The sequence below is a fragment of the Azoarcus sp. KH32C genome (assembly GCF_000349945.1).
Lineage (GTDB): Bacteria > Pseudomonadota > Gammaproteobacteria > Burkholderiales > Rhodocyclaceae > Aromatoleum.
Genome location: NC_020516.1, coordinates 4,884,979 through 4,910,128, shown reverse-complemented (window position 1 = coordinate 4,910,128; position 25,150 = coordinate 4,884,979). Strand labels below are relative to the sequence as shown.

28 protein-coding genes and 4 tRNA genes are annotated in these 25,150 nt (G+C 67.6%); 20 read left to right on the top strand and 12 right to left on the bottom strand.

Annotation, left to right across the window (positions count from 1 at the left end; translation table 11 throughout):
- The first annotated feature begins 50 nt into the window (after nucleotides 1-50).
- The 8 genes from AZKH_RS22125 to AZKH_RS22090 all read left to right on the top strand — a co-directional run bounded on the left by AZKH_RS22125 (nucleotide 51) and on the right by AZKH_RS22090 (nucleotide 4,221).
- Nucleotides 51-1,016, top strand: a complete 966-nt coding sequence (locus AZKH_RS22125) for a thiamine pyrophosphate-dependent dehydrogenase E1 component subunit alpha (RefSeq protein ID WP_015438036.1) — start codon at nucleotides 51-53, stop codon at nucleotides 1,014-1,016.
- 12 nt (nucleotides 1,017-1,028) lie between these two features.
- A complete protein-coding gene (locus AZKH_RS22120; protein ID WP_015438035.1) occupies nucleotides 1,029-2,000 on the top strand; it encodes an alpha-ketoacid dehydrogenase subunit beta in 972 nt (323 codons plus the stop codon).
- A 107-nt stretch (nucleotides 2,001-2,107) separates the two neighbouring features.
- The gene (locus AZKH_RS22115; protein WP_015438034.1) at nucleotides 2,108-2,611 is read left to right on the top strand and encodes a hypothetical protein; all 504 of its coding nucleotides are present in this window, start codon (nucleotides 2,108-2,110) and stop codon (nucleotides 2,609-2,611) included.
- A gap of 145 nt (nucleotides 2,612-2,756) precedes the next feature.
- Nucleotides 2,757-3,284, top strand: a complete 528-nt coding sequence (locus AZKH_RS22110; RefSeq protein WP_015438033.1) for a superoxide dismutase family protein — start codon at nucleotides 2,757-2,759, stop codon at nucleotides 3,282-3,284.
- 173 nt (nucleotides 3,285-3,457) lie between these two features.
- The gene (locus AZKH_RS22105; protein WP_197538742.1) at nucleotides 3,458-3,799 is read left to right on the top strand and encodes an amine oxidase; all 342 of its coding nucleotides are present in this window, start codon (nucleotides 3,458-3,460) and stop codon (nucleotides 3,797-3,799) included.
- Between the two features lie 144 nt (nucleotides 3,800-3,943).
- Nucleotides 3,944-4,019 (top strand) — tRNA-Gly (locus AZKH_RS22100).
- A gap of 36 nt (nucleotides 4,020-4,055) precedes the next feature.
- Nucleotides 4,056-4,132: transfer RNA gene (locus AZKH_RS22095), tRNA-Met, on the top strand.
- A gap of 12 nt (nucleotides 4,133-4,144) precedes the next feature.
- Nucleotides 4,145-4,221 (top strand) — tRNA-Val (locus tag AZKH_RS22090).
- Nucleotides 4,222-4,370: 149 nt separating this feature from the next.
- On the opposite strand, the gene AZKH_RS22085 is transcribed toward AZKH_RS22090, so the two are convergent.
- Nucleotides 4,371-4,444, bottom strand: a tRNA-Gly gene (locus AZKH_RS22085).
- A gap of 285 nt (nucleotides 4,445-4,729) precedes the next feature.
- Here AZKH_RS22085 and thiS point away from each other — a divergent pair.
- From thiS to sppA, 4 genes are all read left to right on the top strand, one after another.
- The gene (gene thiS, locus AZKH_RS22080) at nucleotides 4,730-4,933 is read left to right on the top strand and encodes a sulfur carrier protein ThiS (RefSeq protein WP_015438032.1); all 204 of its coding nucleotides are present in this window, start codon (nucleotides 4,730-4,732) and stop codon (nucleotides 4,931-4,933) included.
- A 79-nt stretch (nucleotides 4,934-5,012) separates the two neighbouring features.
- Nucleotides 5,013-5,798, top strand: coding sequence for a thiazole synthase (locus AZKH_RS22075; RefSeq protein ID WP_041657687.1), 786 nt, complete (start codon nucleotides 5,013-5,015; stop codon nucleotides 5,796-5,798).
- A gap of 68 nt (nucleotides 5,799-5,866) precedes the next feature.
- Complete coding sequence (gene trmB / locus AZKH_RS22070; RefSeq protein ID WP_172642476.1) at nucleotides 5,867-6,616, top strand: tRNA (guanosine(46)-N7)-methyltransferase TrmB; 750 nt, start codon at nucleotides 5,867-5,869, stop codon at nucleotides 6,614-6,616.
- Nucleotides 6,617-6,642: 26 nt separating this feature from the next.
- Entirely contained in the window at nucleotides 6,643-8,451 is a 1,809-nt protein-coding gene (gene sppA / locus AZKH_RS22065; protein ID WP_015438029.1) for a signal peptide peptidase SppA, read from the top strand.
- 3 nt (nucleotides 8,452-8,454) lie between these two features.
- On the opposite strand, the gene hemW is transcribed toward sppA, so the two are convergent.
- From hemW to AZKH_RS22040, 5 genes are read right to left on the bottom strand one after another with little or no spacing between them, the layout of a single operon-like run.
- Nucleotides 8,455-9,681, bottom strand: a complete 1,227-nt coding sequence (gene hemW, locus AZKH_RS22060; RefSeq protein ID WP_015438028.1) for a radical SAM family heme chaperone HemW — start codon at nucleotides 9,679-9,681, stop codon at nucleotides 8,455-8,457.
- A complete protein-coding gene (gene rdgB / locus AZKH_RS22055; RefSeq protein ID WP_015438027.1) occupies nucleotides 9,678-10,274 on the bottom strand; it encodes an RdgB/HAM1 family non-canonical purine NTP pyrophosphatase in 597 nt (198 codons plus the stop codon). Before rdgB ends, hemW begins: the two co-directional genes overlap by 4 nt.
- A gap of 10 nt (nucleotides 10,275-10,284) precedes the next feature.
- The gene (gene rph, locus AZKH_RS22050) at nucleotides 10,285-11,001 is read right to left on the bottom strand and encodes a ribonuclease PH (protein WP_015438026.1); all 717 of its coding nucleotides are present in this window, start codon (nucleotides 10,999-11,001) and stop codon (nucleotides 10,285-10,287) included.
- A gap of 10 nt (nucleotides 11,002-11,011) precedes the next feature.
- On the bottom strand, nucleotides 11,012-11,932 hold the full coding sequence (locus AZKH_RS22045; protein ID WP_015438025.1) for a PP2C family serine/threonine-protein phosphatase: 921 nt from the start codon (nucleotides 11,930-11,932) through the stop codon (nucleotides 11,012-11,014).
- Nucleotides 11,933-11,942: 10 nt separating this feature from the next.
- Entirely contained in the window at nucleotides 11,943-12,890 is a 948-nt protein-coding gene (locus AZKH_RS22040; protein ID WP_015438024.1) for a serine/threonine-protein kinase, read from the bottom strand.
- 92 nt (nucleotides 12,891-12,982) lie between these two features.
- Here AZKH_RS22040 and AZKH_RS22035 point away from each other — a divergent pair, with 92 nt between their 5' ends.
- On the top strand, nucleotides 12,983-13,849 hold the full coding sequence (locus AZKH_RS22035; protein WP_015438023.1) for a YicC/YloC family endoribonuclease: 867 nt from the start codon (nucleotides 12,983-12,985) through the stop codon (nucleotides 13,847-13,849).
- A gap of 529 nt (nucleotides 13,850-14,378) precedes the next feature.
- Nucleotides 14,379-15,038: a hypothetical protein gene (locus AZKH_RS26445; protein WP_015438021.1), complete on the top strand. Its 660-nt coding sequence runs from the start codon at nucleotides 14,379-14,381 to the stop codon at nucleotides 15,036-15,038.
- 22 nt (nucleotides 15,039-15,060) lie between these two features.
- Here the strand turns inward: AZKH_RS26445 and AZKH_RS22025 are convergent, their stop codons facing one another.
- The 5 genes from AZKH_RS22025 to AZKH_RS22005 all read right to left on the bottom strand — a co-directional run bounded on the left by AZKH_RS22025 (nucleotide 15,061) and on the right by AZKH_RS22005 (nucleotide 18,137).
- Nucleotides 15,061-15,393: an antibiotic biosynthesis monooxygenase gene (locus AZKH_RS22025; RefSeq protein WP_015438020.1), complete on the bottom strand. Its 333-nt coding sequence runs from the start codon at nucleotides 15,391-15,393 to the stop codon at nucleotides 15,061-15,063.
- A gap of 2 nt (nucleotides 15,394-15,395) precedes the next feature.
- Nucleotides 15,396-16,064, bottom strand: coding sequence for a glutathione S-transferase (locus AZKH_RS22020; protein ID WP_015438019.1), 669 nt, complete (start codon nucleotides 16,062-16,064; stop codon nucleotides 15,396-15,398).
- A 120-nt stretch (nucleotides 16,065-16,184) separates the two neighbouring features.
- Nucleotides 16,185-16,571 carry a DUF488 domain-containing protein gene (locus AZKH_RS22015; protein WP_015438018.1) on the bottom strand — a complete coding sequence of 129 codons (387 nt, stop codon included), beginning with the start codon at nucleotides 16,569-16,571 and terminating at the stop codon, nucleotides 16,185-16,187.
- A gap of 44 nt (nucleotides 16,572-16,615) precedes the next feature.
- Entirely contained in the window at nucleotides 16,616-17,407 is a 792-nt protein-coding gene (locus AZKH_RS22010; RefSeq protein ID WP_015438017.1) for an EcsC family protein, read from the bottom strand.
- Between the two features lie 91 nt (nucleotides 17,408-17,498).
- The gene (locus AZKH_RS22005) at nucleotides 17,499-18,137 is read right to left on the bottom strand and encodes a PEP-CTERM sorting domain-containing protein (protein ID WP_156822145.1); all 639 of its coding nucleotides are present in this window, start codon (nucleotides 18,135-18,137) and stop codon (nucleotides 17,499-17,501) included.
- A gap of 332 nt (nucleotides 18,138-18,469) precedes the next feature.
- Here AZKH_RS22005 and AZKH_RS22000 point away from each other — a divergent pair, with 332 nt between their 5' ends.
- From AZKH_RS22000 to AZKH_RS21985, 4 genes are all read left to right on the top strand, one after another.
- The gene (locus AZKH_RS22000; protein ID WP_015438015.1) at nucleotides 18,470-19,684 is read left to right on the top strand and encodes a class I SAM-dependent methyltransferase; all 1,215 of its coding nucleotides are present in this window, start codon (nucleotides 18,470-18,472) and stop codon (nucleotides 19,682-19,684) included.
- Nucleotides 19,685-19,773: 89 nt separating this feature from the next.
- Nucleotides 19,774-21,069, top strand: a complete 1,296-nt coding sequence (gshA, locus tag AZKH_RS21995) for a glutamate--cysteine ligase (RefSeq protein WP_015438014.1) — start codon at nucleotides 19,774-19,776, stop codon at nucleotides 21,067-21,069.
- 18 nt (nucleotides 21,070-21,087) lie between these two features.
- Nucleotides 21,088-22,041 carry a glutathione synthase gene (gshB, locus tag AZKH_RS21990; RefSeq protein WP_041657684.1) on the top strand — a complete coding sequence of 318 codons (954 nt, stop codon included), beginning with the start codon at nucleotides 21,088-21,090 and terminating at the stop codon, nucleotides 22,039-22,041.
- Nucleotides 22,041-23,099 (top strand): FAD:protein FMN transferase, encoded by a 1,059-nt coding sequence (locus tag AZKH_RS21985; RefSeq protein WP_015438012.1) that lies wholly within the window; start codon nucleotides 22,041-22,043, stop codon nucleotides 23,097-23,099. The genes gshB and AZKH_RS21985 overlap by 1 nt, the downstream gene beginning before the upstream one ends.
- A gap of 21 nt (nucleotides 23,100-23,120) precedes the next feature.
- On the opposite strand, the gene AZKH_RS21980 is transcribed toward AZKH_RS21985, so the two are convergent.
- Entirely contained in the window at nucleotides 23,121-24,017 is an 897-nt protein-coding gene (locus tag AZKH_RS21980; protein ID WP_015438011.1) for a LysR substrate-binding domain-containing protein, read from the bottom strand.
- A 133-nt stretch (nucleotides 24,018-24,150) separates the two neighbouring features.
- On the opposite strand from AZKH_RS21980, the gene AZKH_RS21975 reads away from it, so the two are divergent.
- Both AZKH_RS21975 and AZKH_RS21970 read left to right on the top strand, forming a co-directional pair.
- Complete coding sequence (locus AZKH_RS21975; RefSeq protein WP_015438010.1) at nucleotides 24,151-24,483, top strand: DUF2917 domain-containing protein; 333 nt, start codon at nucleotides 24,151-24,153, stop codon at nucleotides 24,481-24,483.
- Between the two features lie 61 nt (nucleotides 24,484-24,544).
- Entirely contained in the window at nucleotides 24,545-25,147 is a 603-nt protein-coding gene (locus AZKH_RS21970) for a 2-hydroxychromene-2-carboxylate isomerase (RefSeq protein ID WP_015438009.1), read from the top strand.
- Nucleotides 25,148-25,150 lie beyond the last annotated feature (3 nt).

Genomic DNA, 25,150 nt, shown 5'->3' with positions numbered 1-25,150 from the left:
CGAGCACGCCCGGCCCCGCCGGGCCGTCCATCGACACATGGAGGCGACTCATGCAACACGTCCAACACGACCCGTCCCCGCTCGCATTGCTGGAGACGATGATGCAGATCCGCGCCTACGAGGAGGCCGTCGCCGGCATCGCCGCAGGCGGCAATTCTCCCGGCACCTGCACCTCGGTCGGGCAGGAAGCGGCGGCGGTCGGCGTCGTCCGCGCGCTGGCCCGCGAGGACCGCATCCTCACCAACCACCGCAGCGCCGGCCACCTGATCGCGCGCGGCGCGGACCCCGGGCGCCTCGTCGCCGAAGTGCTCGGCAAGCGCACCGGCTACTGCAAGGGCAAGAGCGGCTCGCTGCACATCTCGGCCGCCGAGCTCGGCGTCGTGCTGACCTCGACCATCGTCGGCGGCGAACTCTCGCTCGCGCCCGGCGTCGCGCTCGCCCGCACGATGACCCCCGGCGACGAGGGCATCGTCGCGACCTTCTTCGGCGACGGTGCGGCCTGCGAAGGCGTGTTCCACGAGTCGCTGAACCTCGCCGTCGTGTGGAAGCTGCCGATCCTCTACGTCTGCGAGAACAACGAATGGCAGGCCTTCGTCCGCCGGCGCGACACGATGCCGATGGCGCACGTGTGCGACTGGGCGGCGTCCCACGGCCTCGTCGCCGAGACCGTCGACGGTAACGACGTCGAAGCCGTGCACGCCGCGGCCACGCGTCTCGTCGCCCGCATCCGCGAAACCGGCGAGCCTGCCTTCCTCGAAACGCTGACTTATCGCACGCGCGGCCATTTCGAGCCCGATGACCAGGCCTACGTCGATCCGGCCGAGCTTGCCGCATGGCGCGCCCGCGACCCCATCGAACTGCTCGCGAACCGGCTGCGTGCGGCGGGTCGCCTCGGCGACGGCCGCCTCGCACAGATCCGCGCCCGCGTGCAGGCCGCGATCGACGAAGCCGTCGCCTTCGCGAACGCCTCGCCTTACCCCGAACTGTCTGAACTCGTCGCCGACGTCTACGCCTAGGAGAAGCCCGCCATGTCCGTGATTACCGTCAACGAAGCCATCACCCAGGCGCTCGCCGAGGAAATGCGCCGCGATCCCGCCGTGCTGATGTTCGGCGAAGGCGTCGCGACCAAGCGCGCCAACCTCGTCGCCGAATTCGGCGCCGCGCGCGTCAGGAACACGCCGCTCGCCGAAGGCATCATCGCCGGCACCGCTGCCGGGGCTGCGGCAAGCGGCCTGCGGCCGATCGTCGACCTCCTTTTCGCCCCTTTCCTGTGCTTCGCGATGGACGAGATCGTCAATAGCGCCGGCAAGCTCCGCTACCTCTCGGGCGGCCAGTTCAAGTTCCCGATGGTCGTGCTCGCGATGACGGGCGCCGGCTGGACCGTCGGCGCGCAGCACAACCACAACCTCGAAGCCTGGTTCGTGCACAGCCCCGGCCTCAAGGTCGTGATGCCGTCCTCGGCCGCCGACTTCAAGGGCCTGCTGAAAGCCGCGATCCGCGACGACAATCCGGTGCTCTTCTTCATGGACCTCGCGCTTGGCTATCAGGCCGGTGAAGTGCCCGAAGGCGAGCATGTCGTGCCGCTCGGCCGTGCCGCAACGCTGCGCGAAGGCCGCGACGTGACCCTCGTCAGCTACGCCAAGACCGCGCTGCACTGCGCCGCGGCGGCCGACGCGCTCGCACCGCAGGGCATCTCGGCCGAAGTACTCGACCTGCGCTCGCTGAAGCCCCTCGACGAGGCCGCGATCCTCGCCTCCGCGAGGAAGACCGGCCGCGTGCTCGTCGTGCATGAGGCGAGCCGCCTGTGCGGCGTCGGCGCCGAAGTCGCGGCGCTCGTCGCCGAGCACGCCTTCGGCAGCCTGAAGGCGACCGTCCGCCGCCTGACCGGCCCGGACGTCCCGGCACCCTCATCCTGGCCGCTGGAACAGGCTTTCGTGCCGCAGGCCGAAGCGATCGCCGCCACGGCGCACGCGCTCGTCGCCGAAGGCGAGTACGCATGAGGCGGATTTAACACTTTTTTAGGATTTCGCGAGCGAACTCTTAAGAGCGGCGGCGCAGCCGCCTGCCTAGGCTGCGATGGCCGTCGTCACCACTCCCTGGAGCAATCATGAAACGCCAGATCGTCCTTCCGCTGATCCTCCTCGCCGCCGCCACTGCCAACGTTCTTGCGGCGGACGATGCCACCGACCCGGTCGCACGCGGTCGCTACCTCGCCAGCGTCGCCGGCTGCAACGACTGTCACACCGACGGCTACATCCCGCGCGACGGCAAGGTGCCCGAAGCCGAGCGCCTCACCGGCTCGGCCGTCGGCTTCGCCGGGCCCTGGGGCGTGACCTATCCGTCCAACCTCCGTCTCGTCGCTGCGGGCCTCGACGAAGCCGGTTGGCTCGAGCGCGTTCGGCGCGAAGGCCGTCCGCCGATGCCCTGGTCGTCGCTGCGCGCGATGAGCGAGGCCGATCTGGTCGCCGTCTATCGCTACCTGCGTGCCCTCGGGCCGGCGGGCGAGCCTGCTCCGGTCGCCCTTGCCCCCGGCGAGCCCATCCCGACGCCGCATTTCGTCTTCGTGCCGCAGCCGCCGCAGCGCGTCACGACGAGCGCATTGTCACGTTGACATCCCTGGCGTGCGCCCTTGCGTGTCGTGGTGCGCTTCCAATCCTCAACGGCATAGGCCATCATCAAGTCGCGGGACGGCGCATCCGCGCCGCCTCTCGCGGCTGTTGCGGCTGTTGCTTCCACTCGACAAAGGACGCACAACGATGACCCCTCGCTCCCTGACCCCGCTGCTCCTCGCCTCTGTCCTGCTCGCCGCCTGCAACGGTGTGGCGACCAAGGGCCCCGTCGCGATCGACGTTCCGCTCGCGCCCACGAAAGGCAATACCGCGACCGGCCAGGTCCGCTTCACCGAAATCGACGGCGGCGTGATCGTCGAAGCGCGCCTCGGCGGGCTCGCTCCGGGCGGCCACGGCTTCCACATCCACGAGAAGGGCGACTGCTCGGCGCCCGACGCGACCAGCGCGGGCGGCCACTTCAACCCGACGGGGATGCCGCACGGCCAGCCTGGCAAGCCCGAACACCACGCGGGCGACCTGCCGATGCTCGTCGCCGACGCCGCCGGCAACGCCAAGCTCAGCACCACCGTCGACGGCTTGTCGCTCACCTCCAAGGGCAACGGCAACATCGTCGGCCGCGCGGTCATCGTCCATGCGGCGCCGGACGACTTCACGACCCAGCCCACCGGCAACTCCGGCGCGCGCGTCGCCTGCGGCGTGATCGCCTCGAACTAGGCTCAGAGGCGGCGCGGCGCTCCGGCGCCCGCCGCGACATGTCTCACGCCTGATACAAAGTCATCGGGCCTTACATTCCGGCCGATATCTCCCCGACCGCCCGCGCGTTATTTGCTCAGGGGCACGATTGGAACGCCCCCTGATCGACCAACCGTTAATCGAGGAGTATCGACATGCTGAAGAAGATCATTGCCCTGGCCATTGCCGCCGGTTTCGCCTCCATATCCTTCGCGCAGGGCGCGACGCCCGCCACGCCGGCCACTCCGGCCGTGAAGGCGACGCCGGCAACTCCGGCGAGCGCCGGTGAAAAGGTCGTTCCGGCCACCCCGGCAACGAGCGCCATGCCTGCCGAAAAGGCCACGCCGGCTGCGGCCGCCGACACCGCCAAGGAACCGGTCAAGCACACCAAGAAGCGCGTCGCGAAGAAGCATGTCGATACCGCCGCCAAGACCGATGCGGCGACCGGTGCGAAGGCCGACGCGAAGGCTGGCTCGGCGACGCCCGCCACGAAGTAAGCGGTGTGGCGTCAAGTCGAAAGCCGTCCTCCGGGGCGGCTTTTTTGCATCCGCCCCTCAAAAGGCTATTGCAAACCGGCGCGGGGCCCTTATAATGCGCCCCCTTCACCGGTCGCTTGCTCCAAACGATCGGTGGCCGGAAAAGCGGGAATAGCTCAGTTGGTAGAGCGCAACCTTGCCAAGGTTGAGGTCGCGAGTTCGAGACTCGTTTCCCGCTCCATTCAGCAATGAACCGGCATGCAGCAGCACTCACGGACGCGGGGTGGAGCAGTCTGGCAGCTCGTCGGGCTCATAACCCGAAGGTCGCAGGTTCAAATCCTGCCCCCGCAACCAATTCCCGCACGTGCGTCCTTAGCTCAGTTGGTTAGAGCGCCACGTTGACATCGTGGAGGTCGGCGGTTCGAATCCGTCAGGACGCACCAGCATTTGCCATTCTCCCCTTCGATCGCATCCCGTCCCATCCGGCGTTTCCTGCCCGGAAATGCGCGATCTCGTGGACCGTGTCGACATCTTCCAGGGCCGAAAACGAAAAAAGCCAGCACCGAAGGCTGGCTTTTGCACTGAATTCGACTGGAGCGGGCGATGGGAATCGAACCCACGGCTCTAGCTTGGGAAGCTAGGGTATTACCATTATACGACGCCCGCTCGGAGGCCCGATTTGCATCGGGCAGGGCGCCATTCTAATGACAGGCGGGGCGTTGCGCAACGACGGGCGCTCGGCCGGCGCCGTTTGCCGAGCCGGCCGAGGGCAGTCGCGACCGTCCGCACACTCGGGCACCGGCCGCCCGGTCTTTCGGCTCCGGGCCCTGGCTGGACCGGAACCCGGGATCCGGCAAGCATGTCACAGCCCGCGAGGGCACTAGCGGAGCGGAATCGCCGGCTGCGCACATGCTAAACTTCAAGGCCGTTTACGCATTTTCCGGCACGCGCATGATCCAGGTCACCATCAACGGTCAGAACGAATCGCTCGACGAAGGGCTGAGCGTGCTCGCGCTCCTGGAGGGCCGGGGGCTCACCGGCAAGCGGCTGGCGGTCGAGCGCAACGGCGAGATCGTTCCGAAGGGCCGGCACGGCGAGACCGTCCTCGCAGAAGGCGACCGGCTGGAGATCGTAGTTGCCGTGGGCGGCGGCTGACGAGCGGATCGCCCAACATGGCCCCGAGCGCCGGCTCGCGCCGGCTACCGAACCCCCACCGAATTTCTACAGGTCGAACATGAACGACTCCCTGGTCATCGCAGGCAAGTCCTACCGCTCCCGTCTTCTCGTCGGGACCGGCAAGTACAAGGATTTCGACGAGACGCGCGAAGCGATCGACGCCTCGGGCGCCGAGATCGTCACCGTCGCGATCCGCCGCACGAACATCGGCCAGAACGCGGGCGAGCCCAACCTGCTCGACGTGCTGCCGCCGGAAAAATTCACGATCCTGCCGAACACCGCCGGTTGCTACAACGCCGAGGACGCGGTGCGCACCTTGCGCCTCGGGCGCGAGCTCCTCGACGGGCATCCGCTGTGCAAGCTTGAAGTGCTCGGCGATCCGACGACGCTGTTCCCGAACATGCCCGAAACGCTGAAGGCGGCCGAGATCCTCGTCAAGGACGGCTTCGACGTGATGGTCTACTGCGCCGACGATCCGATCCAGGCCAAGATGCTCGAAGAGATCGGCTGCGTCGCGGTGATGCCGCTCGCGTCCCTGATCGGCTCCGGCATGGGCATCCTCAACCCGTGGAACCTGCGCCTCATCATCGACCAGGCCAAGGTGCCGGTCCTCGTCGACGCGGGCGTCGGCACCGCTTCGGACGCCGCGATCGCGATGGAGCTCGGCTGCGACGGCGTGCTGATGAATACCGCCATCGCGCACGCGAAAAAGCCCGTGCTGATGGCGAGCGCGATGAAGAAGGCGGTCGAAGCCGGCCGCGAAGCCTTCCTCGCCGGCCGCATGCCGCGCAAGCTGTACTCCGCCGACCCGAGTTCGCCGACCCAAGGCCTGATCGGTTCCTGATTCTTTCCCTTCACCGGGCTCCGCCGGCGGTCCGCGCCGCGGCGGGGCCCCGTTCGCTTTTTCGCCTCATGACCAGCCCCCGCCCCGATATGCCCGACACTGCCCCCATCGACAACGAGGAGGGGCGCGATCCTGAAGCGCGCTTTTCGAGCCGTTCGATCCGCAGCTTCGTGCTGCGCCAGGGCCGCATGTCGGTCGCGCAGCAGCGCCATCTCGACGAGACGCTGCCGAAAGTCGCGATCCCCTACCGCATCGCACCGCTCGACCTCGACGCCGCCTTCGGCCGCGCCGCGCCGAAGATCGTTGAGATCGGATTCGGCATGGGCGAGACCACCGCGAAGATCGCCGCGGCCGCGCCCGACAAGGATTTCCTCGGCATCGAGGTGCACGGACCCGGCGTCGGCAGCCTGTGCAAGCTGATCGCCGAAGGCGGGCTCACGAACCTGCGCATCATGCAGCACGACGCCGTCGAGGTGCTGCGCGACATGATCCCGGAAGGCTCGCTCGCCGGCGTGCACGTCTTCTTCCCCGACCCGTGGCGCAAGAAGCGTCACCACAAGCGCCGCATCATCCAACCCGATTTCGTCGCGCTGATCGCTTCGCGTCTTGCGCCCGGTGGATATCTGCATTGCGCGACCGACTGGGAAGAGTATGCTCACTGGATGATGGAGGTGCTCTCCGGCGAAGCGTTGCTGGAAAACACCGCCGACGGTTTTGCGCCGCGTCCGGACTACCGGCCGCTGACGAAGTTCGAGAACCGGGGCCTGAAGCTCGGTCACGGGGTATGGGATCTGGTGTTCCGGCGCCGCGGCGCCTGAGCCCGCGCTGAGGGAGAGCAGGGAAGATGGGTTCGGTGGGGAGGTTCTTGGCGGGACTCGGGCGCGCGATCGATCTCTTGCGCCGCTTCGTCCTCAATCTCGTCTTCGTCGCCATCGTCGCGGCGATCGTCGTCGTGGCGCTGCGCCCGGCGCCCGGCGTGCCCGACGGGGCGGCGCTGCTTGTGCGCCCGATGGGGACGCTCGTCGAGCAGATGACCCTCGATGATCCGCTCGGGCTCGTGCGCTCGGGGGGCGTGCCGGTCGCGCGCACGCCGCTGCGCGACCTGCTGGAGGCGATCCAGGCCGCACGCGAGGATTCGCGCATCAAGGCGATTGTGATCGACACCGACGGCATGGGCAGCTCCGGCCTGTCCAAGCTCGCCGAGTTGCGCGACGCGATCGTTGCGTTCAAGGCGACCGGCAAGCCGGTGTTCGCGCGCGGCGAACGCTTCACGCAGGCGCAGTACTACCTGGCGAGCGTCGCCGACGTCGTCCATATCGCGCCCGACGGCTTCGTGCTGCTGACCGGACTCTCCCGCTATTCGAACTATTACAAAGGCGCGCTCGACAAGCTCGGTGTGAGGGTCCATGTGTTCCGTGTCGGCGAGTACAAGTCCTTCGCCGAACCCTTCACGCGCGCAGACATGTCCGACGAGGACCGGGCTGCGACGCGCGACCTGCTGCAGGCGCTGTGGGACGGCATGCGCAGCGGTGTCGCCGGTTCGCGCAAGCTCGCGCCGGAGAAGCTCGAACGCTACGTCGCGGACTTCCCGGGCGTGCTCGCCGAGGCTGGCGGCGATACGGCGCGGGCGGCGCACGACGCAGGTCTCGTCGACGGCATGAGCCAGCGCGACGAGTGGCGCGAAATGCTGAAGTCGCGCGTCGGCACGGCCGACGACGGCAAGGATTACCGCCACGTCGACGTCTCGGACTACGTCGCCGCGGTGCGCGCGGCACGCCCGCACGAATCGGCCCGAATCACCGTGTTGGTTGCTCAGGGCGCGATCGTCGACGGCGGCAACGACGGCGAATCGGTCGGCGGCGACAGCCTGGCGGACGAGATTCGCAATGCGCGCGAGGATGACCGCGTGAAGGCCGTCGTGCTGCGCATCGACAGCCCCGGCGGCAGCGCGTGGGCCTCGGAAGTGATCCGGCGCGAACTCGAGCTGACGCGTCGCGCGGGCAAGCCGGTCGTCGCGTCGATGAGTTCGGTCGCCGCGTCGGGCGGGTACTGGATCGCCGCCGGCGCCGACGAGATCTGGGCGCGTCCCGAAACGCTCACCGGCTCGATCGGCGTATTCGCGCTGTTCCCCGAGCTCGCCGAGCCGCTTGAAAAGCTCGGCGTGACCACCGATGGCGTCTCCACCGGCCCCCTCGCGGGCGCGCTCGACCCGCGGCGGCCGCTGGATCCCGGCCTCGCAAAGGCGATCCAGCTCGGCGTCGATCACAGCTACCAGCGCTTCCTGCAGACCGTTTCAACCGCCCGCTCGATGCCGGTCGCCGAGGTCGATCCGATCGCTCGGGGCCGCGTGTGGACGGGCGAGACCGCCAGCAAGCTCGGGCTCGTCGACCAGCTCGGCGGCGTCGATGGCGCGATCGCGGCGGCGGCGAAGCGGGCGGGGATCGAGCGTTACGAAACCGTGTGGCAGACGCCGGACATCCATCCGCTGCAGCTGCTGATGCGCCGCATGATCGACGCAGCGATGCCGGCCGCTCCGGCCGTCGATTCGCCGCTGCAGCGCGTGCTGAATGGTCTGCGCGCGGAGGCGGTGGAACTGCTGCACTGGAACGATCCGCAGCACATCTACCTGCACTGCCTGTGCGAAGCGCCCTAAGGCTTAGTCCCGCAGGAACATCGTCAGCAAGTCGTTGAGGAAGTGCCGCCCCTGTTCAGTGGGGCGGATGTCCTCGGCGTCGATTTCGACGAGACCGCGCCGGCGTGCTTCCGCGAGCTCCGCCTCGATCGCCGCGAAGGGCAGGCCCGTGCGTTCGGCGAAGAGCCGGCGCGGGAAGCCACCGGTCAGGCGCAGCGCGTTCATCATGAATTCGAAAGGCAGCTCGGCGACGCCGACCTCGCGCCGCTCCTGCACGAAATCGCGCCGCGCCGCGCCTTCGAGATAGTGCGACGGATGCTTGTGGCGCATCTCGCGCACGATCCCCTCATGGCTCGACAGCTTGCCATGCGCGCCCGCGCCGATGCCGAGGTAGTCGCCGAAGGTCCAGTAGTTGAGGTTGTGCCGGCACTGCTGGCCGGGTTTCGCGAAGGCCGAGGTCTCGTAATGGAGGAAACCGGCTTCGGCAAGCCGCGTCTCGATCGCGTCCTGCATGTCGGCGGAGAGGTCGTCGTCGGGCAGCGGTGGCGGCGAGTGCGCGAAAGGCGTGTTCGGTTCGAGCGTCAGGTGATAGCACGAGAGGTGCGTGACGCCGAAGGCGAGGCCGGTCTCGAGGTCGGCAAGCGCTTCGGCGAGCGTCTGCTCGGGCAGCGCGTACATCAGGTCGAGATTGACGCGCTCGAAGTGCGCGAGCGCCGTGTCGATCGCGCGGCGCGCCTCGTCGCCCCCGTGGATGCGGCCGAGCCGTTCGAGCTGGCGGTCGTCGAAGCTCTGGATGCCGAGCGACAGGCGATTGACCCCGGCCGCGCGGTAGTCGCGGAAGCGCTGCGCCTCGACCGTGCCAGGATTCGCCTCCAGCGTGATCTCCGCCATCGGATCGAGCATCAGCAGCATGCGGATACCGGTCAGCAGCCGGTCGAGACCCTCGGACGAGATCAGGCTGGGCGTGCCCCCGCCGATGAAGATCGAATGCACACGCCGGCCCCACACCTGTGGCAGCGCCGATTCGAGGTCCGCGAGCAGCGCATCGATGTAGGCCGCTTCCGGGATCTCCCCGCCGCGCTGGGCGTGCGAGTTGAAGTCGCAGTAGGGGCACTTCTTCACGCACCACGGGTAATGCACGTACAGCGCGAGCGGCGGCGAGGCCGTGAGCTGCGGGCGTTCGGGCACGGCGAGGGGACTCGTGCCGACGGCCGGGGCGACGGTCAGCGGAATGACGCGGCGACTGCTCACAGCGGATCCGTCTCCAGCCGCGCGAGGAGATGCCGCATCGCCGCGCCGCGGTGGCTCAGCGTGTTCTTCAGCTTGGCGTCCAGTTCGGCGGCGGTCTGGTTCATCTCGGGCACGAAGAACAGCGGGTCGTAGCCGAAACCGGCCTCGCCGCGCGGGGCCTGTAGAATCTCGCCGTGCCATTCGCCGTCGGCGATCTGCGGGCGGGGGTCTTCGGCGTGGCGCACCAGCACGACGACGGAGTAGAAGTAGGCACGCCGGTCCGCAACGCCTTCGAGGCGTTCGAGCAGCAGCGCGTTGTTGCGCGCGTCCGACTTCGGCTCGCCCGCATAACGCGCGGACTGCACTCCCGGCGCGTTGCCGAGCGCGTTCACGCACAGGCCGGAGTCGTCGGCGATCGCCGGCAGCCCGGACAGTGCCGACGCGTGGCGTGCCTTCGCGAGCGCATTTTCGACGAAAGTGTTGTGCGGCTCTTCCGCTTCCGGAATGCCGAGCGTCGCCTGCGGCACCACTTCGATGCCGAGCGGCGCGAGCAGCGCGGCCAGTTCGGCCGCCTTCTTGGCGTTGTTGCTGGCGAGGACGAGTCGTTTGCTCATGAGGATCTCACTATTGCGCGAGCGCCGCCTTCTGTAAGGCGACGAGCTCGCGGATGCCTCCTTCTGCGAGTGCCAGCAGCGCGTTGAGTTCCTCGCGCGAGAAGGGGCTGCCTTCGGCCGTGCCCTGGACTTCGACGAAACCGCCGGCGCCGGTCATCACGACGTTCATGTCGGTGTCGCAGTCGGAATCCTCCAGGTAATCCAGATCGAGCACCGGGGTGCCCTGATGGATGCCGACCGAGACCGCGGCGACGAAGTCGCGCATCGGGTTCTTGGCGAGCTTGCCCGCGGCGACGAGCTTGGTGATTGCATCATGGACGGCGACGCAGGCGCCGGTAATCGACGCCGTGCGCGTGCCGCCGTCGGCCTGCAGCACGTCGCAGTCGATGATGATCTGGCGCTCGCCGAGTGCGGCGAGGTCGACCACCGCGCGTAGGCTGCGGCCGATCAGGCGCTGGATCTCCTGCGTGCGCCCGCTCTGCTTGCCCTTCGCGGCTTCGCGTGCGCTGCGCGTGTGGGTCGAGCGCGGCAGCATGCCGTATTCGGCGGTGAGCCAGCCCTGGCCCTTGCCGCGCAGGAAGGGCGGCAGGGAGTCCTCGACGGTTGCGGTGCACAGCACGCGCGTCGCGCCGAATTCGATCAGCACCGAGCCTTCGGCGTGGCAGGTGAAGTTGCGGGTGATGCGGACCGGGCGCAGTTCGTCGGCGCGGCGTTGGCTGGGGCGCATGAAGACTTTCCTATTTGCTGTATTTCTGGATGGCGGAGTTGATCTCGGCGATGGCCTTCTCGATCTCGTCGTCGGTGATGTCGTAGCGGGCGGTCGGCGACTGGGTCGTGCGCTCGAAGGCTTCGAGCTGGGTCGTGAAGTTGTCGAGTGCCATGGTCTGCGTCGAGACCGCGTCGCCGTGGGGCAGCGTCGTGTCGTCGTGCCATTGCATCGCGACCATTGACAGGTTGTCACACGACGCGCCGGCAAGCTCCTCGGCCTTGTCCATGACTTTCGGGACCTGGGTCATGACGTCGCCGCCATTGAGCTCCGTGGCGAGCAGCTCGTCGCCGACCGGGCCCCATACGCCGTCCGAGCACAGCGCGAGCACGTCGCCATCGCGCAGCGGCAGACGCTTCGAGAACTCGACCTGCGGCGCATGGTGGCCGCCGAGGCAGCTGTAGACGCGGTTGCGGCTCGGGTGGCGGGCGGCTTCCTCGGCGTTGATCAGGCCCTGGTCCATCATCATCTGCACGCGCGAATGGTCCTTGGTGTGCATCGCGACCTGGCCGCGGCGCAGCACATAGAGCCGCGAGTCGCCGGCATGCGCCCACTGCGCGAAGCCCTCCTGCACGACACAGGCCACGACCGTCGTGCGCGGCGCCTCGGCGAGGTTCTTGTCGAAGGCATAGTCGAGGATCGCGTTGTGCGCATTGGTCAGCGCCCGCGACAGGAACATCGACGGGTCAGGCAGCACCGGACGGGCTTCGCGCTGGAAGGCCTCGGTGATGAACTGCACGCAGATGTGCGACGCGACATCGCCGTGCAGGTGTCCGCCCATGCCGTCGGCGACGAGCATCAGCAGCGCCTCGCGCGAATAGCAGTACGCCAGGCGGTCCTGGTTCGAACTGCGCTTGCCGATGCGGCTGTCCTGGTAAATGGTGAACTTCACGGTCGCTTCCTTATGTGCGTCCGATAAAGGACTTCAGTCTGGCGCCCAGGTCGCCGAAGAGGCCCGCGTGGACGGGGTCGCCCTCGGCCTTGCGCAGCAGCGCCTTCTGCAGCGAATACACGCTCTGCGGGCGCGCCAGCGGATCGAGCTTCAGGCACCAGTCGATGGTCTGCAGCAACTGCTCGGAGTACTTGCCTGCGTTCGATTTGACGGTGGGCGTCAGCGTGTCGCGCTTCACGCGCTCATCGGCGCGCGGCGGCGCCGAGCCCGTGACGCAGGCATAGAGGCTCGCGCCGACGCTGTAGATGTCGCTCCAGGGGCCCAGCGCGTCGCGGTTCTCGTATTGCTCGGGCGAGGCGAAGCCCGGCGTGTACATCGGCTTGAGGATCGGCTGATCGCTCATCAGCGTCTGCCGCGCCGCGCCGAAGTCGAGCAGCACCGGCGTGCCGTCGTTGCGCAGGTAGATGTTCGAGGGCTTGATGTCCAGGTGCAGCAGTTTGTGCGCATGCACTTCGCGCAAGCCGTTGAGCATGCGTGTGAACACGGCGCGAATGAAGATCTCGCGCACCTGTCCACGGTATTTCTGGATATAGTCGTGAAGTGTGCGGCCGCGCTCGAAACGCATGACCATGTAAACTGTGGCGTTGGCACGGAAAAAGTTGAGCACCTGCACGACGTTCGGGTGCATCAGCTTCGCAAGCGAGCGGCCTTCCTCGAAAAAGCACTTCATGCCGTAGCGGAAGGCCGGCAGGTGTTCCTCGGTGACCTGCGGCTCGAACTCCCCTTCCTTGCGCAGCGCCAGCGAATTGGGCAGATATTCCTTGATCGCAACCGGCGTGCCTTCCGGATCGTGTGCCAGATACACGATCGAGAAGCCGCCGAGAGACAGCTGCCGCTCGATTCGGTACTGATCCAGCTGATAACCGGCGGGAAGAGGGCAGTTGGTTTGCGACGGCATTATGGGGGAAGGCGAATCTTCGGCTTTCCACGACAAATTCATTGGTGCCCGCAGTGTACAGGAACATGGCGGGTTCCCGGAGTAGAGCAGACATGATCCACAGCATGACCGGTTTCGCGGTCCAGACCCGCGACCTTGGGCAGGTGAGCCTCAATCTCGAGCTGCGCAGCGTCAATTCGCGCTATCTCGACCTCTTTTTCCGCATCGGCGACGAACTGCGCCAAGCCGAACCGGCGCTGCGCGAGCTGATCACCGGGCGCCTCACGCGCGGCAAGGTCGAATGCCGCCTCAACCTGCACACGAACGGCGCGGCGCCGCGCAACCTGGCGCTCAATGCCGGGCTGCTCGACCAGCTGCGCGAAGCGCAGGCGCGGGTGCGCGCGAGCCTGCCCGAAGCCTCCCCCCTGAGCGTATCGGAAGTGCTGCGCTGGCCCGGCATGCTCGCCGACGACGGTATCGGCTTCGACGAGCTGCAGCCGGCGCTGCTCGAAATGGCCCGCGCCGCGCTCGACGAATTCGTCGCGACGCGCCGCCGTGAAGGCGAGAAGCTCGCCGCGATGATCACCGAGCGACTCGTGCGCATGCGCGAACTCGTCGCGTTGGCGCAGCCGCGCGTGCCCGAGATCGTCGCCGACTACCAGGAACGCCTGTCGGCGCGCCTGCGCGAAGCGGTCGCCTCGCTCGACGAGGACCGTATCCGCCAGGAGGTCGCGCTCTTCGCGCAGCGCATCGACGTCGCCGAGGAACTGTCGCGCCTGACGGCCCACCTCGAGGAAGTCGCCCGCATCCTCAAGGCCGGCGGCGCGGCCGGCAAGCGCCTGGATTTCCTGATGCAGGAACTCAACCGCGAAGCGAACACCCTCGCGTCGAAGTCCGCCGCGACCGACATCACCGGCGTTGCGATGGAGATGAAGGTGCTGATCGAGCAGATGCGCGAGCAGGTGCAGAACATCGAGTGAGATCCCACCGCGCCCTGCACCCAGGTTTGCAGGGTGCGTTGGCCAGACGGTTGCGGCCCTGCTGCTTGGCGGTATGTAGAGGGCGCGATCGGCGTACCGGGGCGCCACCGCGTGCCGACCTTCGTTCGCCGCGAGCGGACAGCGGCGTCCGGAACGAGCTGGTCGCGAGGTTGAAGCTCGCTGGCAGCGGGGCTTGCAATGCAAATGATTCGCATTTAAAGTGCAGCGCTGGGTTGGAAAGGCGGATCCAGCCGCCGGACAAGGTTCCCGATCCGGCAAATACCAATCGAGAGACACCGCACCAGCCAGCCACAACGGTCCAAAGCCAGCCAGTGCCAAACCAATAAAAGGAAAGCACTATGCTGCGTATGACCCCGGTCGCGCCGGCGCGGGCAATCCGTGCCGCTGCTCCCGAGGCGGGGAAGGATGTCCGTCTTGTTCATGCCGTGCCCGCGAAATGCCGTGTGGAGGCAACACTGTTCAGCAGGGCCGCGCATCGCGGTTCGCATCCCCGCGACGGGGTGAGCTGATGGAGGCGCCGATCGTCGATGTCGTTTCCATCGTGCGCATGGGCTTCGTCCTGTTGCATCTTCTGGCCATGGTCGCAGCGGGGGCGGGCATCGCCTTCGGAGACTATGCGATCTTCGCGCGCCAGCGTATCGATACGACCCTGCTGCGCAAGGCGGCCGGCGCCGTCACGGCCGCCTTGCTGGTGCTGTGGGTGACGGGCCTGACGATGATCTGGCTGGATACCCGCTTCGAGTTGGCCGCGCTGATGACCAAGCCCAAGCTGCTCGCCAAGCTCACCGTGGTCGTGCTGCTATCGCTCAACGGTCTCGCGCTGCACCGGGTAGCCTTCAGGCGCCTGTGCGAACCGCAGGACGATGCGCGCCGTGCCGCGCGACTGCCTGCCGTGCTGGGGGCGATCAGCGTCGTGACCTGGCTGCATGCGGCTTTCGTCGGCCTTGCGAAGCCTGCCGCCGCGCTGCTCGGTTACGGCGGCTTTCTGGGGCTGTACGGCGTTTCGCTGACGGTCGGGGTTGCGGCTGCCTTGTGGTTCGTCCGGCCGCGCCTCGCCCGCCGTCTGACGCTGGGGCCGTCCCGTGACGATGCCGGGCGGGTGCCGCAGCTGTCCTGGGCGGCGGAGGGCCGCAAGGGGGCCGACCTGCCGCTGATGCAGGCGCAATAGCGGGAGCAGGCCGGCCGCTGCCTCAGCCCTTGCCGTAGGCGCGTTCGACCCGCGCCACGCGGAGTTCGAAATGCTCGTACCACACGCGCCGACCCAATTCCCGCGCGACGGCATGCTCGGCGTGGGCCTTCCAGTCGGCGATCGCCTCGGGCGAGCTCCAGTAGGACACCGTGATGCCGAAACCGTCGGCGTCGCGCGCGCTCTCGGCGCCGAGGTAGCCCGGCTGCTGCGCCGCGAGCTCCGCCATGCGCTCGGCCATGCGGGCGTAGCCCTCATCGCCGACGGTGCGCCGCGAACTGAAGATCACCGCGTAGTAGGGCGGTTCGGGGGTGGTCGCGAATGCCGGATCACTCATGCTCAGTGCCGCGTCTGTGCGGTCGCCTCCTCGGGCGCCTTCTCATTGACGACGCCCGCGCCGTGCGGTGCGGCGAGGAACTCCGGCAAGGTTTCGGCGATGAAGGAAAAGCGCGTCAGCGACGGACAGCGCGTGGGAGGAATCAGGCCCGGCAGCAGTTGCTGCGTGAATTGCCATGCGACCGCCGCGCTCACGCCCGCCTGGTCGATGGTATCGCGCTCGACAGCGAGCGGCTGGCGCGAAATCTCGCTTTCCAGCGCATCGTAGGCGGCCAGCAATTGTCCGGTGATGCGCGTCGCCCAGGGTTCGTGTTGCTTCTCGGTGGGCCGCAGCTGGCGCTCGTAGACGAGCTGCACGCTCTTTTCGCACGCCGCGAGGACGAGGCCGATGATGCGCAGCGCATGCAGGCGCTCGGGGATCGCCGTCGGCATCAGCGAGCGGCGCGGCGCGGCGAGCGCTTCCGCGTAGTCGAGGATCAGCGTCGAGTCCATCAGCACCGTGCCATCGTCGCAGACGAGCGTCGGTGCCTTGACCACCGGGTTGTACTCGCGGAACTCGTCGAAGCTGCGGAAGACCGACAGCGAGCGGTGTTCGAAGGGCAGGCCGAGCAGTTGCAGGGACACCGCCACGCGGCGGACGTAGGGCGAATCGAGCATTCCGATGAGCAGCATGGGACCTCCGTGAGCAATACGTCTGGATGCTTGGGAACCAAGAGCGTAGCACTTCGGCGGCGGGACGGTAGGTCGCCCGGCAAGGCCACGTGTGACACCGCATGTCCCGCAAGGGCGGAGCTACTCCAGCTTCGCGCCCTTTTCGCGCAACAGCTCGCGCAGGATCGAGCGGTGGCAGTGCGATTCGTCCTCGCAGTAGCAGCCGACCGAGAAGTTCGTCTGATGCGACAGCGCCGCGAGCACATCGAGGCTGCGGCTCGCGTCCGGCGTCCCCATTTCGGCGCGATAGCGTTTGACGAAGGCCTGCCATTCGGCGGGCGTGCTCGCCTGTTGGGCCATCTTCATCGTCTCGACGCTGGGTGCGAGGTTCGGATACCAGACGTCGTACCAGTTCTGCGACGCGAACTCGGTTTTCGGCACGCCCCGCGGAGGGCGGCGCACGGTGCCGATGCGCAGGCCTTCGTCGGCGGCCCGCGGCGTGCCCAGGCGGACGATGCGCAAGACCATGTGCGTTCTCCCTGATGGTTGTTCGGCGGGTGACGGCGACTTCGTCACGCCGCCTTGGAGAAGCCCTTATACACCCGCTGCACCGTCTCCGATCCATGCCAGCGTTCCAGCCGGCGGATGATGAAATGGCCGCGCGCCATGCCCTGGAAGTGGTCGATGAAGACGGTGTTGATGACGGCCCCGCCGATCGCGCCGACCACCGGCACGGCCTGCGCGGCGACTTTTTGCGACACATTGATCGAAAAACGCGACGCGATCTGCGCGATGAGCTGCAGGATCACCGGTGCCCCTTGCTGGACGGCGCCTTGCTGCGCGATGTGGCGTGCGGCTTCCGATACCGCCTTGGCCATCGCGGCGCGAGCGGCGAAGTACGCGGTTTCCGCCGCATCGTCGCTCGCCGACCGGCCGCCGAGGGCCAGCACCTGCATGCATTGCAGGCGCGCCTCGACGTCGCGCAGGTCTTCGCCTTCGCTGCGCGCGATGTCGGCGATCGATCGCAGCATGATCGTCGTCGATAGCGGCAGCTCGATCGCGAGCGCCGGGAGGCCGAACGCGCCGCCCGCCGCGCCCGTCGTCCCAACCGCGAGCTTGTGCCAGCGGTTCGACGGCGCCTCGACCGCCTCGTGATCGAGGGTGCGCAAGGCGACGTCGAGCGCGGTTGCGATGGCCTTGTGCGTCGCCCCCATCACGGCGGCGTTCCACCGCTTCGGCAGCAGTTCGAAGCCGCGTTCGATCGGTGAGCCCACGACCGCGCTGATCCGCGCCGCGAGGCCGGGGTTTTCCAGCAGACGCCACGCGAGTTCCAGTTCCGCGATTTCCGTCGATGACAGTTCCATTCGCCCGTGCCTCGTCATTGCATCGTCTTGGCATTTCGACGCGCGGCGAGGGGCAAAGGTTCGGGTCCGCCTCCGGGGCGGGAACCGGCGATTACTGCTTCCTGATGCGACGGGTCGCGGCGAGGATGACGAGTCCGATTCCGATCAGCGCGAGCACCTCCGGTTCCGGTATCGCGAGCGCCGACGGGCCTGCAGCGGAGGATGCAGTTTCCGTGGTGGTGTCGAACAGGAACAGGCGGTAGCTCGCGCTGAAAATGCCGCGGGTGGCGCTGGCCGTCCAGCCCGAGGACGCGCCGCCGCTTTCGGCCAGCGCGAGCACTTGGGATACGTCGCCGAGCGATGGTCCGCTGAAATCGATGCTGCCAAGATCCATGACGACGGGGGCGAGCGACAGATCGAACACGTATCGTCCCAGGCTCACCGGTGCCCGTCCGGCGAGCAGCGGCCCGAAGTCGACCGCGAACTGCGAGTCGCCGACCGCATAGGCGTAGCTTTCGTCGTCGCCGTTCCACGCCATGACGAAGGTCGTCGTGCCGCTGATCGCTGCGGCAGTCCCGGCGCTGGTGGAGGAAGGCGTCGGCCCGCTGCGCGTGATGGTCAGCGTGGCGAGTCCGGCAGCGTCATCGAGATTGCTGTCGTCGGTGAGCGGCAGCGCGTGTGCGAGCAGTGGTAGGGTGGCGGCAAGTGTCGCCACGATTGCCGCCCGCCATTTATTTGGATGAGTTGGCATGATCGGCCTGCGCTTGTCGGTGTAAAGAGGACCGAGAAGGTGATGCTCAAGACGAGATGCAGATTTTGTGCCGAAATTGTAGCTGTTTGTTTGGTAACGATTTTCGTTCTCGTCGACACATATGTACCCCGTCGAGTGTAAATAAATCCGACGTGATTCCCTCGCAGGGTCGCCGCGGCTGCGCGTCTCGCGATTTGCGCGAAGCCCGCGCCCGGTTTATCTTCCGCGGGCCGAAACCCTAACCCGACCTCGCGCCAAGACTTCGTCATGCCCGTCTCCCGCCCACCCTGCTGTGTTGCACCGTGCATGACTTCGGTCGTCGGGAGCCCGGCTTGAAGGGCCCGCGCGACGTCGAGGTGCTCGGCCAGGTGTTCACGCCGGAGCCCGTGGTCCGCGCGATGCTGGCGCTGCGGAAGAACCGCGGACGCGTGCTGGAACCGTCCTGCGGCGACGGCGCCTTCCTGCAGCATCTGCCGGGGGCGGTCGGCATCGAATTCGATGCGGCCCATTGCCCGCCGGGGGCGCTCAACGTCGACTTCTTCGCTTATCCGGAGACGGAGCGCTTCGACACGATCATCGGCAACCCGCCCTACGTCCGCTTCCAGGACATCCCGGCGGCGACGCGCGAGCTGCTGCAGGCCGAGCATTTCGACGGGCGCTCGAACCTCTACCTCTTCTTCATCGAGAAATGCCTGCGCCACCTCGCGCCGGGCGGCGAGCTGATCTTCATCACGCCGCGCGACTTCCTGAAGGTGACCTCCGCGGTGAAGCTCAACCGCCTGATGCTCGCGACGGGCACGATCACCGACGCGATCGAACTGGGCGACGCGCGCGTGTTCGACGACGCGGTGCCGAACTGCCTGATCTGGCGCTTCGAGAAGGGCAATTTCGAGCGCACGATGCGCTACGCGGAGATCGGCAGCGCCGACGACCTCGCCGGGGCGCTCGCGGCGCCGTGCTGGCAGACGCGCCATCTGCTCGAATGCGGCGGTCACCTGATGTTCGCCCGCGGCGACTATCCGCTGCGCCTGTCCGACGTCGCCTTCGTCAAGGTCGGGGCGGTGTCGGGCGCGGACGACCTCTACGCCGACGAGCGCGTCGGCAATCGCGACTTCGTCTGCTCCTCGACAGTCAAGACCGGCCATACGCGGCGCATGTTGTGGGTCGAGCCGAACGATCCGCCGCCGCCGGCGCTCGTGCCGCACAAGGACCGGCTGATCGCGCGCCGCGTGCAGCCCTTCGACGAGCGCAACTGGTGGCACTGGGGGCGCGGTTACTTCCAGTCCGGGCTGCCGCGCGTCTATGTGAACGGCCGTACCCGGCAGGCGCGGCCCTTCTTCCTGCACGACTGTCCGCATTACGACGGCGCCGTGCTGGCGGTGTTTCCGCGCCGGGCGGACGTCGATCTCGCCGCCTTCCGCGACGCCCTGAATACCGTCGACTGGGCCGATCTGGGCTTCGTCTGCGACGGTCGTTACATCTTCACGCAGCGCAGCCTGGAAAATGCGCCGCTGCCCGAGCACTTTCGCGCGTTTGCCGCGGTCTGAACGACACGGGCGCGATCTACTGTAATATTGGCCGCAAACTATCCGCCGCAGTGCGCCCGCCTGCGGCGCTTTTTTCGGGAAATCCCCCAATGGTCCCTCATCTGACGACCGCGCTGACCGGTCCGCTGCTGGAACTGGAAAAGCGTTTTCTCGACCACGCCACCGAAATCGAGCGCTGGATGCGCACGCAGTGGCAGGATCACATGCCCCCGTTCTATGCGTCGACCGACCTGCGCAATTCGGGCTTCAAGCTCGCGCCGGTCGACCTGAACCTCTTCCCCGGCGGCTGGAACAATATCAACGATGTCTTCATGCCCTTGTGCGTGCAGGCCGCCCAGGACGCGATCGAACGTCTCTGTCCGGACGCGCGCCAGCTGCTGCTGGTGCCCGAGAACCACACGCGCAACCAGTTCTACCTGCAGAACGTCTCGAAGCTCGTGTCCGTGCTGCAGCTCACCGGCCTCGACGTGCGCGTCGGCTCGCTCTTGCCCGAGATCACCGCGCCGACGACGCTGGAACTCGCCAACGGCGGCACGCTCACGCTCGAACCGCTGGAACGCCACGGCGGCCGTCTCGGGCTCGCGAACTTCGACCCCTGCGCGATCCTGCTCAACAACGACCTCTCGGGCGGCATCCCGGCCATCCTCAAGGATCTCGACGAGCAGTGGGTGATCCCGCCGCTGCACGCCGGCTGGCACCGCCGCCGCAAGTCGATCCATGCCGCGGCCTACGACCGCGTCGCGCGCGAGTTCGCCGAGGTGATCGGCATCGACCCGTGGCGCATCAACCCCGAGTTCGGCGTCTGCGGCCAGATCAACTTCCAGGAGCGCACCGGCGAGGAATGCCTCGCCGCACAGGTCGACAGCCTGCTGCGCCGCATCCGCGAGAAGTACAAGGAATACGAGGTCGACGAGACGCCTTTCGTCGTCGTGAAGGCCGATGCCGGCACGTACGGGATGGGCGTGATGACGGTGCGCGACGCGTCCGAGGTGACGGGCCTCAACCGTCGCCAGCGCAACAAGATGAGCGTCGTGAAGGAAGGCCTGCAGGTGCACGAGGTCATCATCCAGGAAGGCGTGCACACCTTCGAGACGGTGGATGAAGCGGTCGCCGAGCCGGTCGTCTACATGATGGATCGCTTCGTCGTCGGCGGTTTCTACCGCGTGCACACCGAGCGCGGCCGCGACGAGAACCTCAACGCGCCGGGCATGCACTTCAAGCCGCTCGCGTTCCAGACCTGCTGCTCGCTGCCGGACTGCCGCCAGTCGCCGGATGCCGCGCCGAACCGCTTCTACGCCTACGGCGTGGTCGCGCGCCTCGCGCTGCTGGCCGCCTCGGTCGAGATCGAGGAAACCGCGCCGGCCGAAGCCGACTTCGCGGCCTGATGGAGGATGGCGAGCCCGATGTCGCGTAGCCTGAAGATCGCCTTCATCGTCGATCCGCTCGACAAGCTCAAGGCCTACAAGGATTCCAGTATCGCGATGATGCGCGCGGCCGCAGCGCGCGGCCATGCGGTGTTCACGATCCGGCGCGAGGCGCTGACCTGGCGCGACGGTGTCGTCGCCGCGCGCGCGCTCGCGATCCGTCCGATGCCTGACGATCACGCATGGTATGAGCCGGGCGAGGAGACGGTGCTGCCGCTCACCGCCTACGATGCGGTGATCATGCGCCAGGATCCACCCTTCAACTTCGAGTATGTCACGGCGACTTGGATGCTGGAGCATGCCGTCGCTGGCGGCGCACGCATCTTCAACGATCCGCGCGCGATCCGCGACCACTCCGAGAAGCTCGCGATCTGCGAGTTCCCGCAGCTCGCGCCGACCACGCTCGTCGCCCGCGACGCCGCCGACGTGCAGGCCTTCATCGACGAACTCGGCGACGTGATCCTGAAGCCGCTCGACGGCATGGGCGGCAGCCAGATCTTCCGCGTACGCAAGGACGACCCGAACCGCAACGTGATCATCGAGACGCTGACGCACGAAGGCCGTCGGACGATCATGGCGCAGCGCTTCCTGCCGGAGATCGCCGAAGGCGACAAGCGGGTGCTGATCGTCGGCGGCGAAGTCGTGCCGTATTCGCTCGCGCGCATCCCGAAAGCCGGCGAGACGCGCGGCAACCTTGCCGTGGGGGGGCGCGGCGTCGCGATGCCGCTCACCGAGCGCGAGCGCGAGATCGCCGAGACGTTGGCGCCGATCTTGACCGCGCGCGGCCTGCTGATCGTGGGCCTCGACGTGATCGGCGGACATCTCACCGAAATCAACGTCACCAGTCCCACGTGCTTCGTCGAGATCGCCTCGCAGACCGGCTTCCCGGTCGCTGGGCTCTTCGTCGACAAGCTCGAGCAGGTCTGCAGCTGATGGCGGGGGCGGCGATTCTGCGCCGCGTGCGCGCGGCGTTCGCGGCTCTGGTCGTCGCGGCGCTGCTCGCATCCTGCGCGAAGCCGCCGGAAGTGCATCGCCAGGAAGGCTACGTCTTCGGCACGCGCGTCGATCTGACGGTCTACGGCGAGTCGGCCGAGGATTCCGCCGCGGCGATGAACGAGGTGCTGAGCGAATTCGATCGTCTGCACCGCAGCTACCACGCGTGGCAGCCCTCCGAACTGACCGCGCTGAACGAGTCGATCGGGCGCGGCCAAGTCGCGACGGTGTCCGACGAGCTCGCGGGCATGCTGAAGGATGCGGCCCGCTTGTCCGAACTGGGCGATTCGCTGTTCAACCCGGCGCTCGGCGAGCTGATCGCACTCTGGGGCTTCCAGGCCGACGAATTCGTCGCGCGCCTGCCCGATCCGGACGGAATACGGACGGTGCTCGACGCGCGGCCGCGGATGAGCGATCTCGTGATCGAAGGCAATCGCGTCAGCAGCCGGAACCCCTCGGTGCGCCTCGACCTCGGTGGCTACGCCAAGGGCTACGCGCTCGACCGTGCGGCGGCGATCCTGCGCGCGCGTGGCATCCACAACGCGCTGATCAACATCGGCGGCAACGTCATGGCGCTCGGCAAGAAGGGCGACGCACCCTGGCGGCTGGGCCTGCAGCATCCGCGCAAGCCCGAGCCGATGGCGACGTTGCCGCTCTATGACGGCGAGGCGATCGGGACCTCGGGCGACTACCAGCGCTACTTCGAGCTCGACGGTGTGCGTTACTCGCACCTGATCGACCCGCGTACCGGTGCGCCCGCCACCGCGACGCAGTCGATGACGGTGCTGGTCACGCCGCGCCCGAATGCCGGGACGCTGTCCGATGCGGCGAGCAAGGCCCCCTTCATCGCCGGCGACGGCTGGCGCGAATACACGCGCCGCTACGGCATCGAGCACGCGCTACGCGTCGCGGCCGACGGCCACATCGAAGTGACGCGCGAATTGCGCGCACGGCTGCAGTTCATGGAGGGCGTCGGTCCGGTCACGGTCGTCGACTGAGCTGCGTCCGCCGATTCGCCTTCAGCCGGCACCCGCCTCCTCGCGCAGCCAATCGGCGAAGCAGATGACTTCGCGTCGCGGCGTTGCTGGCCCGAGCACCAGCCAGTAGCCGCGATCGGTCATCTCCATGCGGCCGTCGCCGACCACCGCGAGGCGCCCCTCGGCGATCAGATGATCGACCAGCCGTTCGCGCCCGATCGCAATGCCCTGGCCGGCGACCGCGGCCTGGATCAGCTGGTCGTAGTGATTGAAGACGAGCACTGCGCGCGGGCGCTCGTTCTCGAGCTTCATCGCCGCAAGCCAGTCCGTCCAGCGCAGCCAGGGATAGTGCGGATCGTCGAAGTCGAGCAGCGTCGTCTCCGGCAAGGTCCGCGCGTCGAGCGGGCGCGCCGCGATCGCCGGCGTCGCGACCGGGATCACCGTTTCGCCGAAGAGGCGCTCCGCCCCCGGCGGGGCGTCGCGGTTCGCGCAGTAACGGATCGCGATGTCGACGTCGTCGTGCGCGAGATCCAGCATCCGGTTGCTCGCGGCGACCCGCACGTCGATATCCGGATGCCGCTGCTGGAAGCGCGACAACCGTGGCACGAGCCACAGCGCCGAAATCCCGATACTGGCGGTGACCGTCACCGGGCGCGGTCCGGTGCGCGCGAGTGTCGCGGCGAGGGCCGCATACTCCTGCAGCCAGCCTTCCGCCGCACGCGCGAGGCGTTCGCCCTCGTCGGTCAGCGTGAGGCTGCGCACCCCGCGCACGAACAGCGGCACGCCGAGGGCCGCCTCCAGCGTCTGCACCTGGCGGCTGATTGCCGACTGGGTGAGGAAGAGCTCTTCGGCCGCATGGGTGAAGCTCAGGTGGCGCGCCGCGGCGACGAAACCGCGCAGCGGGTCCAGCGGAGGAACTTTTCCAAGCGGCTTATGCATGAGATTTACGCATGCGACAGATGCGGTTTTTCCGTTTGTTCCGGCATTTATGAATGACGATACTTCACGCGTGGCAAGAGCGGTAGCGCCGCGTACGACGGCGCGCTGCGAGCCCGACGAGGAGTAATAAATCATGGATATCCGTAGCGAATTCACCCGCGTCACGCTGTCGTCGCGGGAGTCGATGGTTCTCGATCACACGAAAGGCGCCGAAGTCACGGTGCGCAAGGGCTGCATCTGGCTCACGCAGCAAGGCGACAGCCGCGACATCGTGCTGAAGACCGGCCAGTCCTTTACGCTGTCCTTCGACAGCGGCGTGCTGATGACCGGGGTCGGCAATGCCGAAGTCGTCATTCAAAAGCCCGTCGCCGCGCGCCAAGGCCACCCGAGCGGCTGGCTCGAACGCATGGCGAGCCTGTTGCACGTCCAGCCCGCCAACGCGGGGCGCGCGCGCCGCGCCGCCTAACAGGGCAGGCTGCGCCCCGGTGGTCTAGAGTGATAGAAATTTGCCTACCCGGAGCCCAGCGATGTCCCGCCCCCGCATCGAATTCTGGTACGAATTTGCGAGTTCCTACTCGTATCTTTCGGTGATGCGCATCGAGGGGCTGGCCGAGCGGGCCGGTGTCGAGGTCGATTGGCGGCCCTTCCTGCTCGGGCCGGTGTTCCTCGCGATGGGGTGGAACGATTCGCCCTTCAACATCTACCCGCCCAAGGGGCGCTACATGTGGCGCGACCTGGCGCGGCTGGCGGCGAAGTACGAGCTACCGTTCCAGGTGCCGAGCCGCTTTCCGCGCAACGGCATGCTTGCCGCGCGGGTCGCGCTGCTCGGTGCGAAGGAAGACTGGGTCGCTCCCTTCTCGCGTGCGGTGATGCGCGCGAACTTCGCCGAGGACCGCGACATCGGCGAGGCCGAAGTGGTCGGCGGGATCCTGTCCGAGCTGAATCTGCCGGCGAAGCGCCTGCTCGACGAGGCGGTCACGGACGACAACAAGCTTGCCTTGCGCCGCCAGACCGAAAGGGCGAGCGAGCTGGGACTGTTCGGAGCGCCCAGCTTCCGCGTCGGCGAGGAGCTCTTCTGGGGGAACGACCGGCTCGAAGACGCCCTCGAATGGGCGCATCGCAAGGGCTAGAGA

Excerpts from the sequence above, each read along its gene's own strand:
- AZKH_RS22005 (WP_156822145.1), bottom strand. The coding sequence starts at position 18,137 with ATGCCAACTCATCCAAATAAATGGCGGGCGGCAATCGTGGCGACACTT.
- AZKH_RS22110 (WP_015438033.1), top strand. The coding sequence starts at position 2,757 with ATGACCCCTCGCTCCCTGACCCCGCTGCTCCTCGCCTCTGTCCTGCTC.
- AZKH_RS21980 (WP_015438011.1), bottom strand. The coding sequence starts at position 24,017 with ATGCATAAGCCGCTTGGAAAAGTTCCTCCGCTGGACCCGCTGCGCGGT.
- AZKH_RS22075 (WP_041657687.1), top strand. The coding sequence starts at position 5,013 with ATGAACGACTCCCTGGTCATCGCAGGCAAGTCCTACCGCTCCCGTCTT.
- AZKH_RS22125 (WP_015438036.1), top strand. The coding sequence starts at position 51 with ATGCAACACGTCCAACACGACCCGTCCCCGCTCGCATTGCTGGAGACG.
- sppA (WP_015438029.1), top strand. The coding sequence starts at position 6,643 with ATGGGTTCGGTGGGGAGGTTCTTGGCGGGACTCGGGCGCGCGATCGAT.
- AZKH_RS22020 (WP_015438019.1), bottom strand. The coding sequence starts at position 16,064 with ATGCTGCTCATCGGAATGCTCGATTCGCCCTACGTCCGCCGCGTGGCG.
- AZKH_RS22120 (WP_015438035.1), top strand. The coding sequence starts at position 1,029 with ATGTCCGTGATTACCGTCAACGAAGCCATCACCCAGGCGCTCGCCGAG.
- gshA (WP_015438014.1), top strand. The coding sequence starts at position 19,774 with ATGGTCCCTCATCTGACGACCGCGCTGACCGGTCCGCTGCTGGAACTG.
- AZKH_RS22115 (WP_015438034.1), top strand. The coding sequence starts at position 2,108 with ATGAAACGCCAGATCGTCCTTCCGCTGATCCTCCTCGCCGCCGCCACT.
- AZKH_RS22035 (WP_015438023.1), top strand. The coding sequence starts at position 12,983 with ATGATCCACAGCATGACCGGTTTCGCGGTCCAGACCCGCGACCTTGGG.
- AZKH_RS22105 (WP_197538742.1), top strand. The coding sequence starts at position 3,458 with ATGCTGAAGAAGATCATTGCCCTGGCCATTGCCGCCGGTTTCGCCTCC.
- rdgB (WP_015438027.1), bottom strand. The coding sequence starts at position 10,274 with ATGAGCAAACGACTCGTCCTCGCCAGCAACAACGCCAAGAAGGCGGCC.
- AZKH_RS21975 (WP_015438010.1), top strand. The coding sequence starts at position 24,151 with ATGGATATCCGTAGCGAATTCACCCGCGTCACGCTGTCGTCGCGGGAG.
- thiS (WP_015438032.1), top strand. The coding sequence starts at position 4,730 with ATGATCCAGGTCACCATCAACGGTCAGAACGAATCGCTCGACGAAGGG.
- AZKH_RS22015 (WP_015438018.1), bottom strand. The coding sequence starts at position 16,571 with ATGGTCTTGCGCATCGTCCGCCTGGGCACGCCGCGGGCCGCCGACGAA.
- AZKH_RS26445 (WP_015438021.1), top strand. The coding sequence starts at position 14,379 with ATGGAGGCGCCGATCGTCGATGTCGTTTCCATCGTGCGCATGGGCTTC.
- rph (WP_015438026.1), bottom strand. The coding sequence starts at position 11,001 with ATGCGCCCCAGCCAACGCCGCGCCGACGAACTGCGCCCGGTCCGCATC.
- trmB (WP_172642476.1), top strand. The coding sequence starts at position 5,867 with ATGACCAGCCCCCGCCCCGATATGCCCGACACTGCCCCCATCGACAAC.
- AZKH_RS22010 (WP_015438017.1), bottom strand. The coding sequence starts at position 17,407 with ATGGAACTGTCATCGACGGAAATCGCGGAACTGGAACTCGCGTGGCGT.
- AZKH_RS22040 (WP_015438024.1), bottom strand. The coding sequence starts at position 12,890 with ATGCCGTCGCAAACCAACTGCCCTCTTCCCGCCGGTTATCAGCTGGAT.
- gshB (WP_041657684.1), top strand. The coding sequence starts at position 21,088 with ATGTCGCGTAGCCTGAAGATCGCCTTCATCGTCGATCCGCTCGACAAG.
- AZKH_RS21970 (WP_015438009.1), top strand. The coding sequence starts at position 24,545 with ATGTCCCGCCCCCGCATCGAATTCTGGTACGAATTTGCGAGTTCCTAC.
- AZKH_RS22025 (WP_015438020.1), bottom strand. The coding sequence starts at position 15,393 with ATGAGTGATCCGGCATTCGCGACCACCCCCGAACCGCCCTACTACGCG.
- AZKH_RS21985 (WP_015438012.1), top strand. The coding sequence starts at position 22,041 with ATGGCGGGGGCGGCGATTCTGCGCCGCGTGCGCGCGGCGTTCGCGGCT.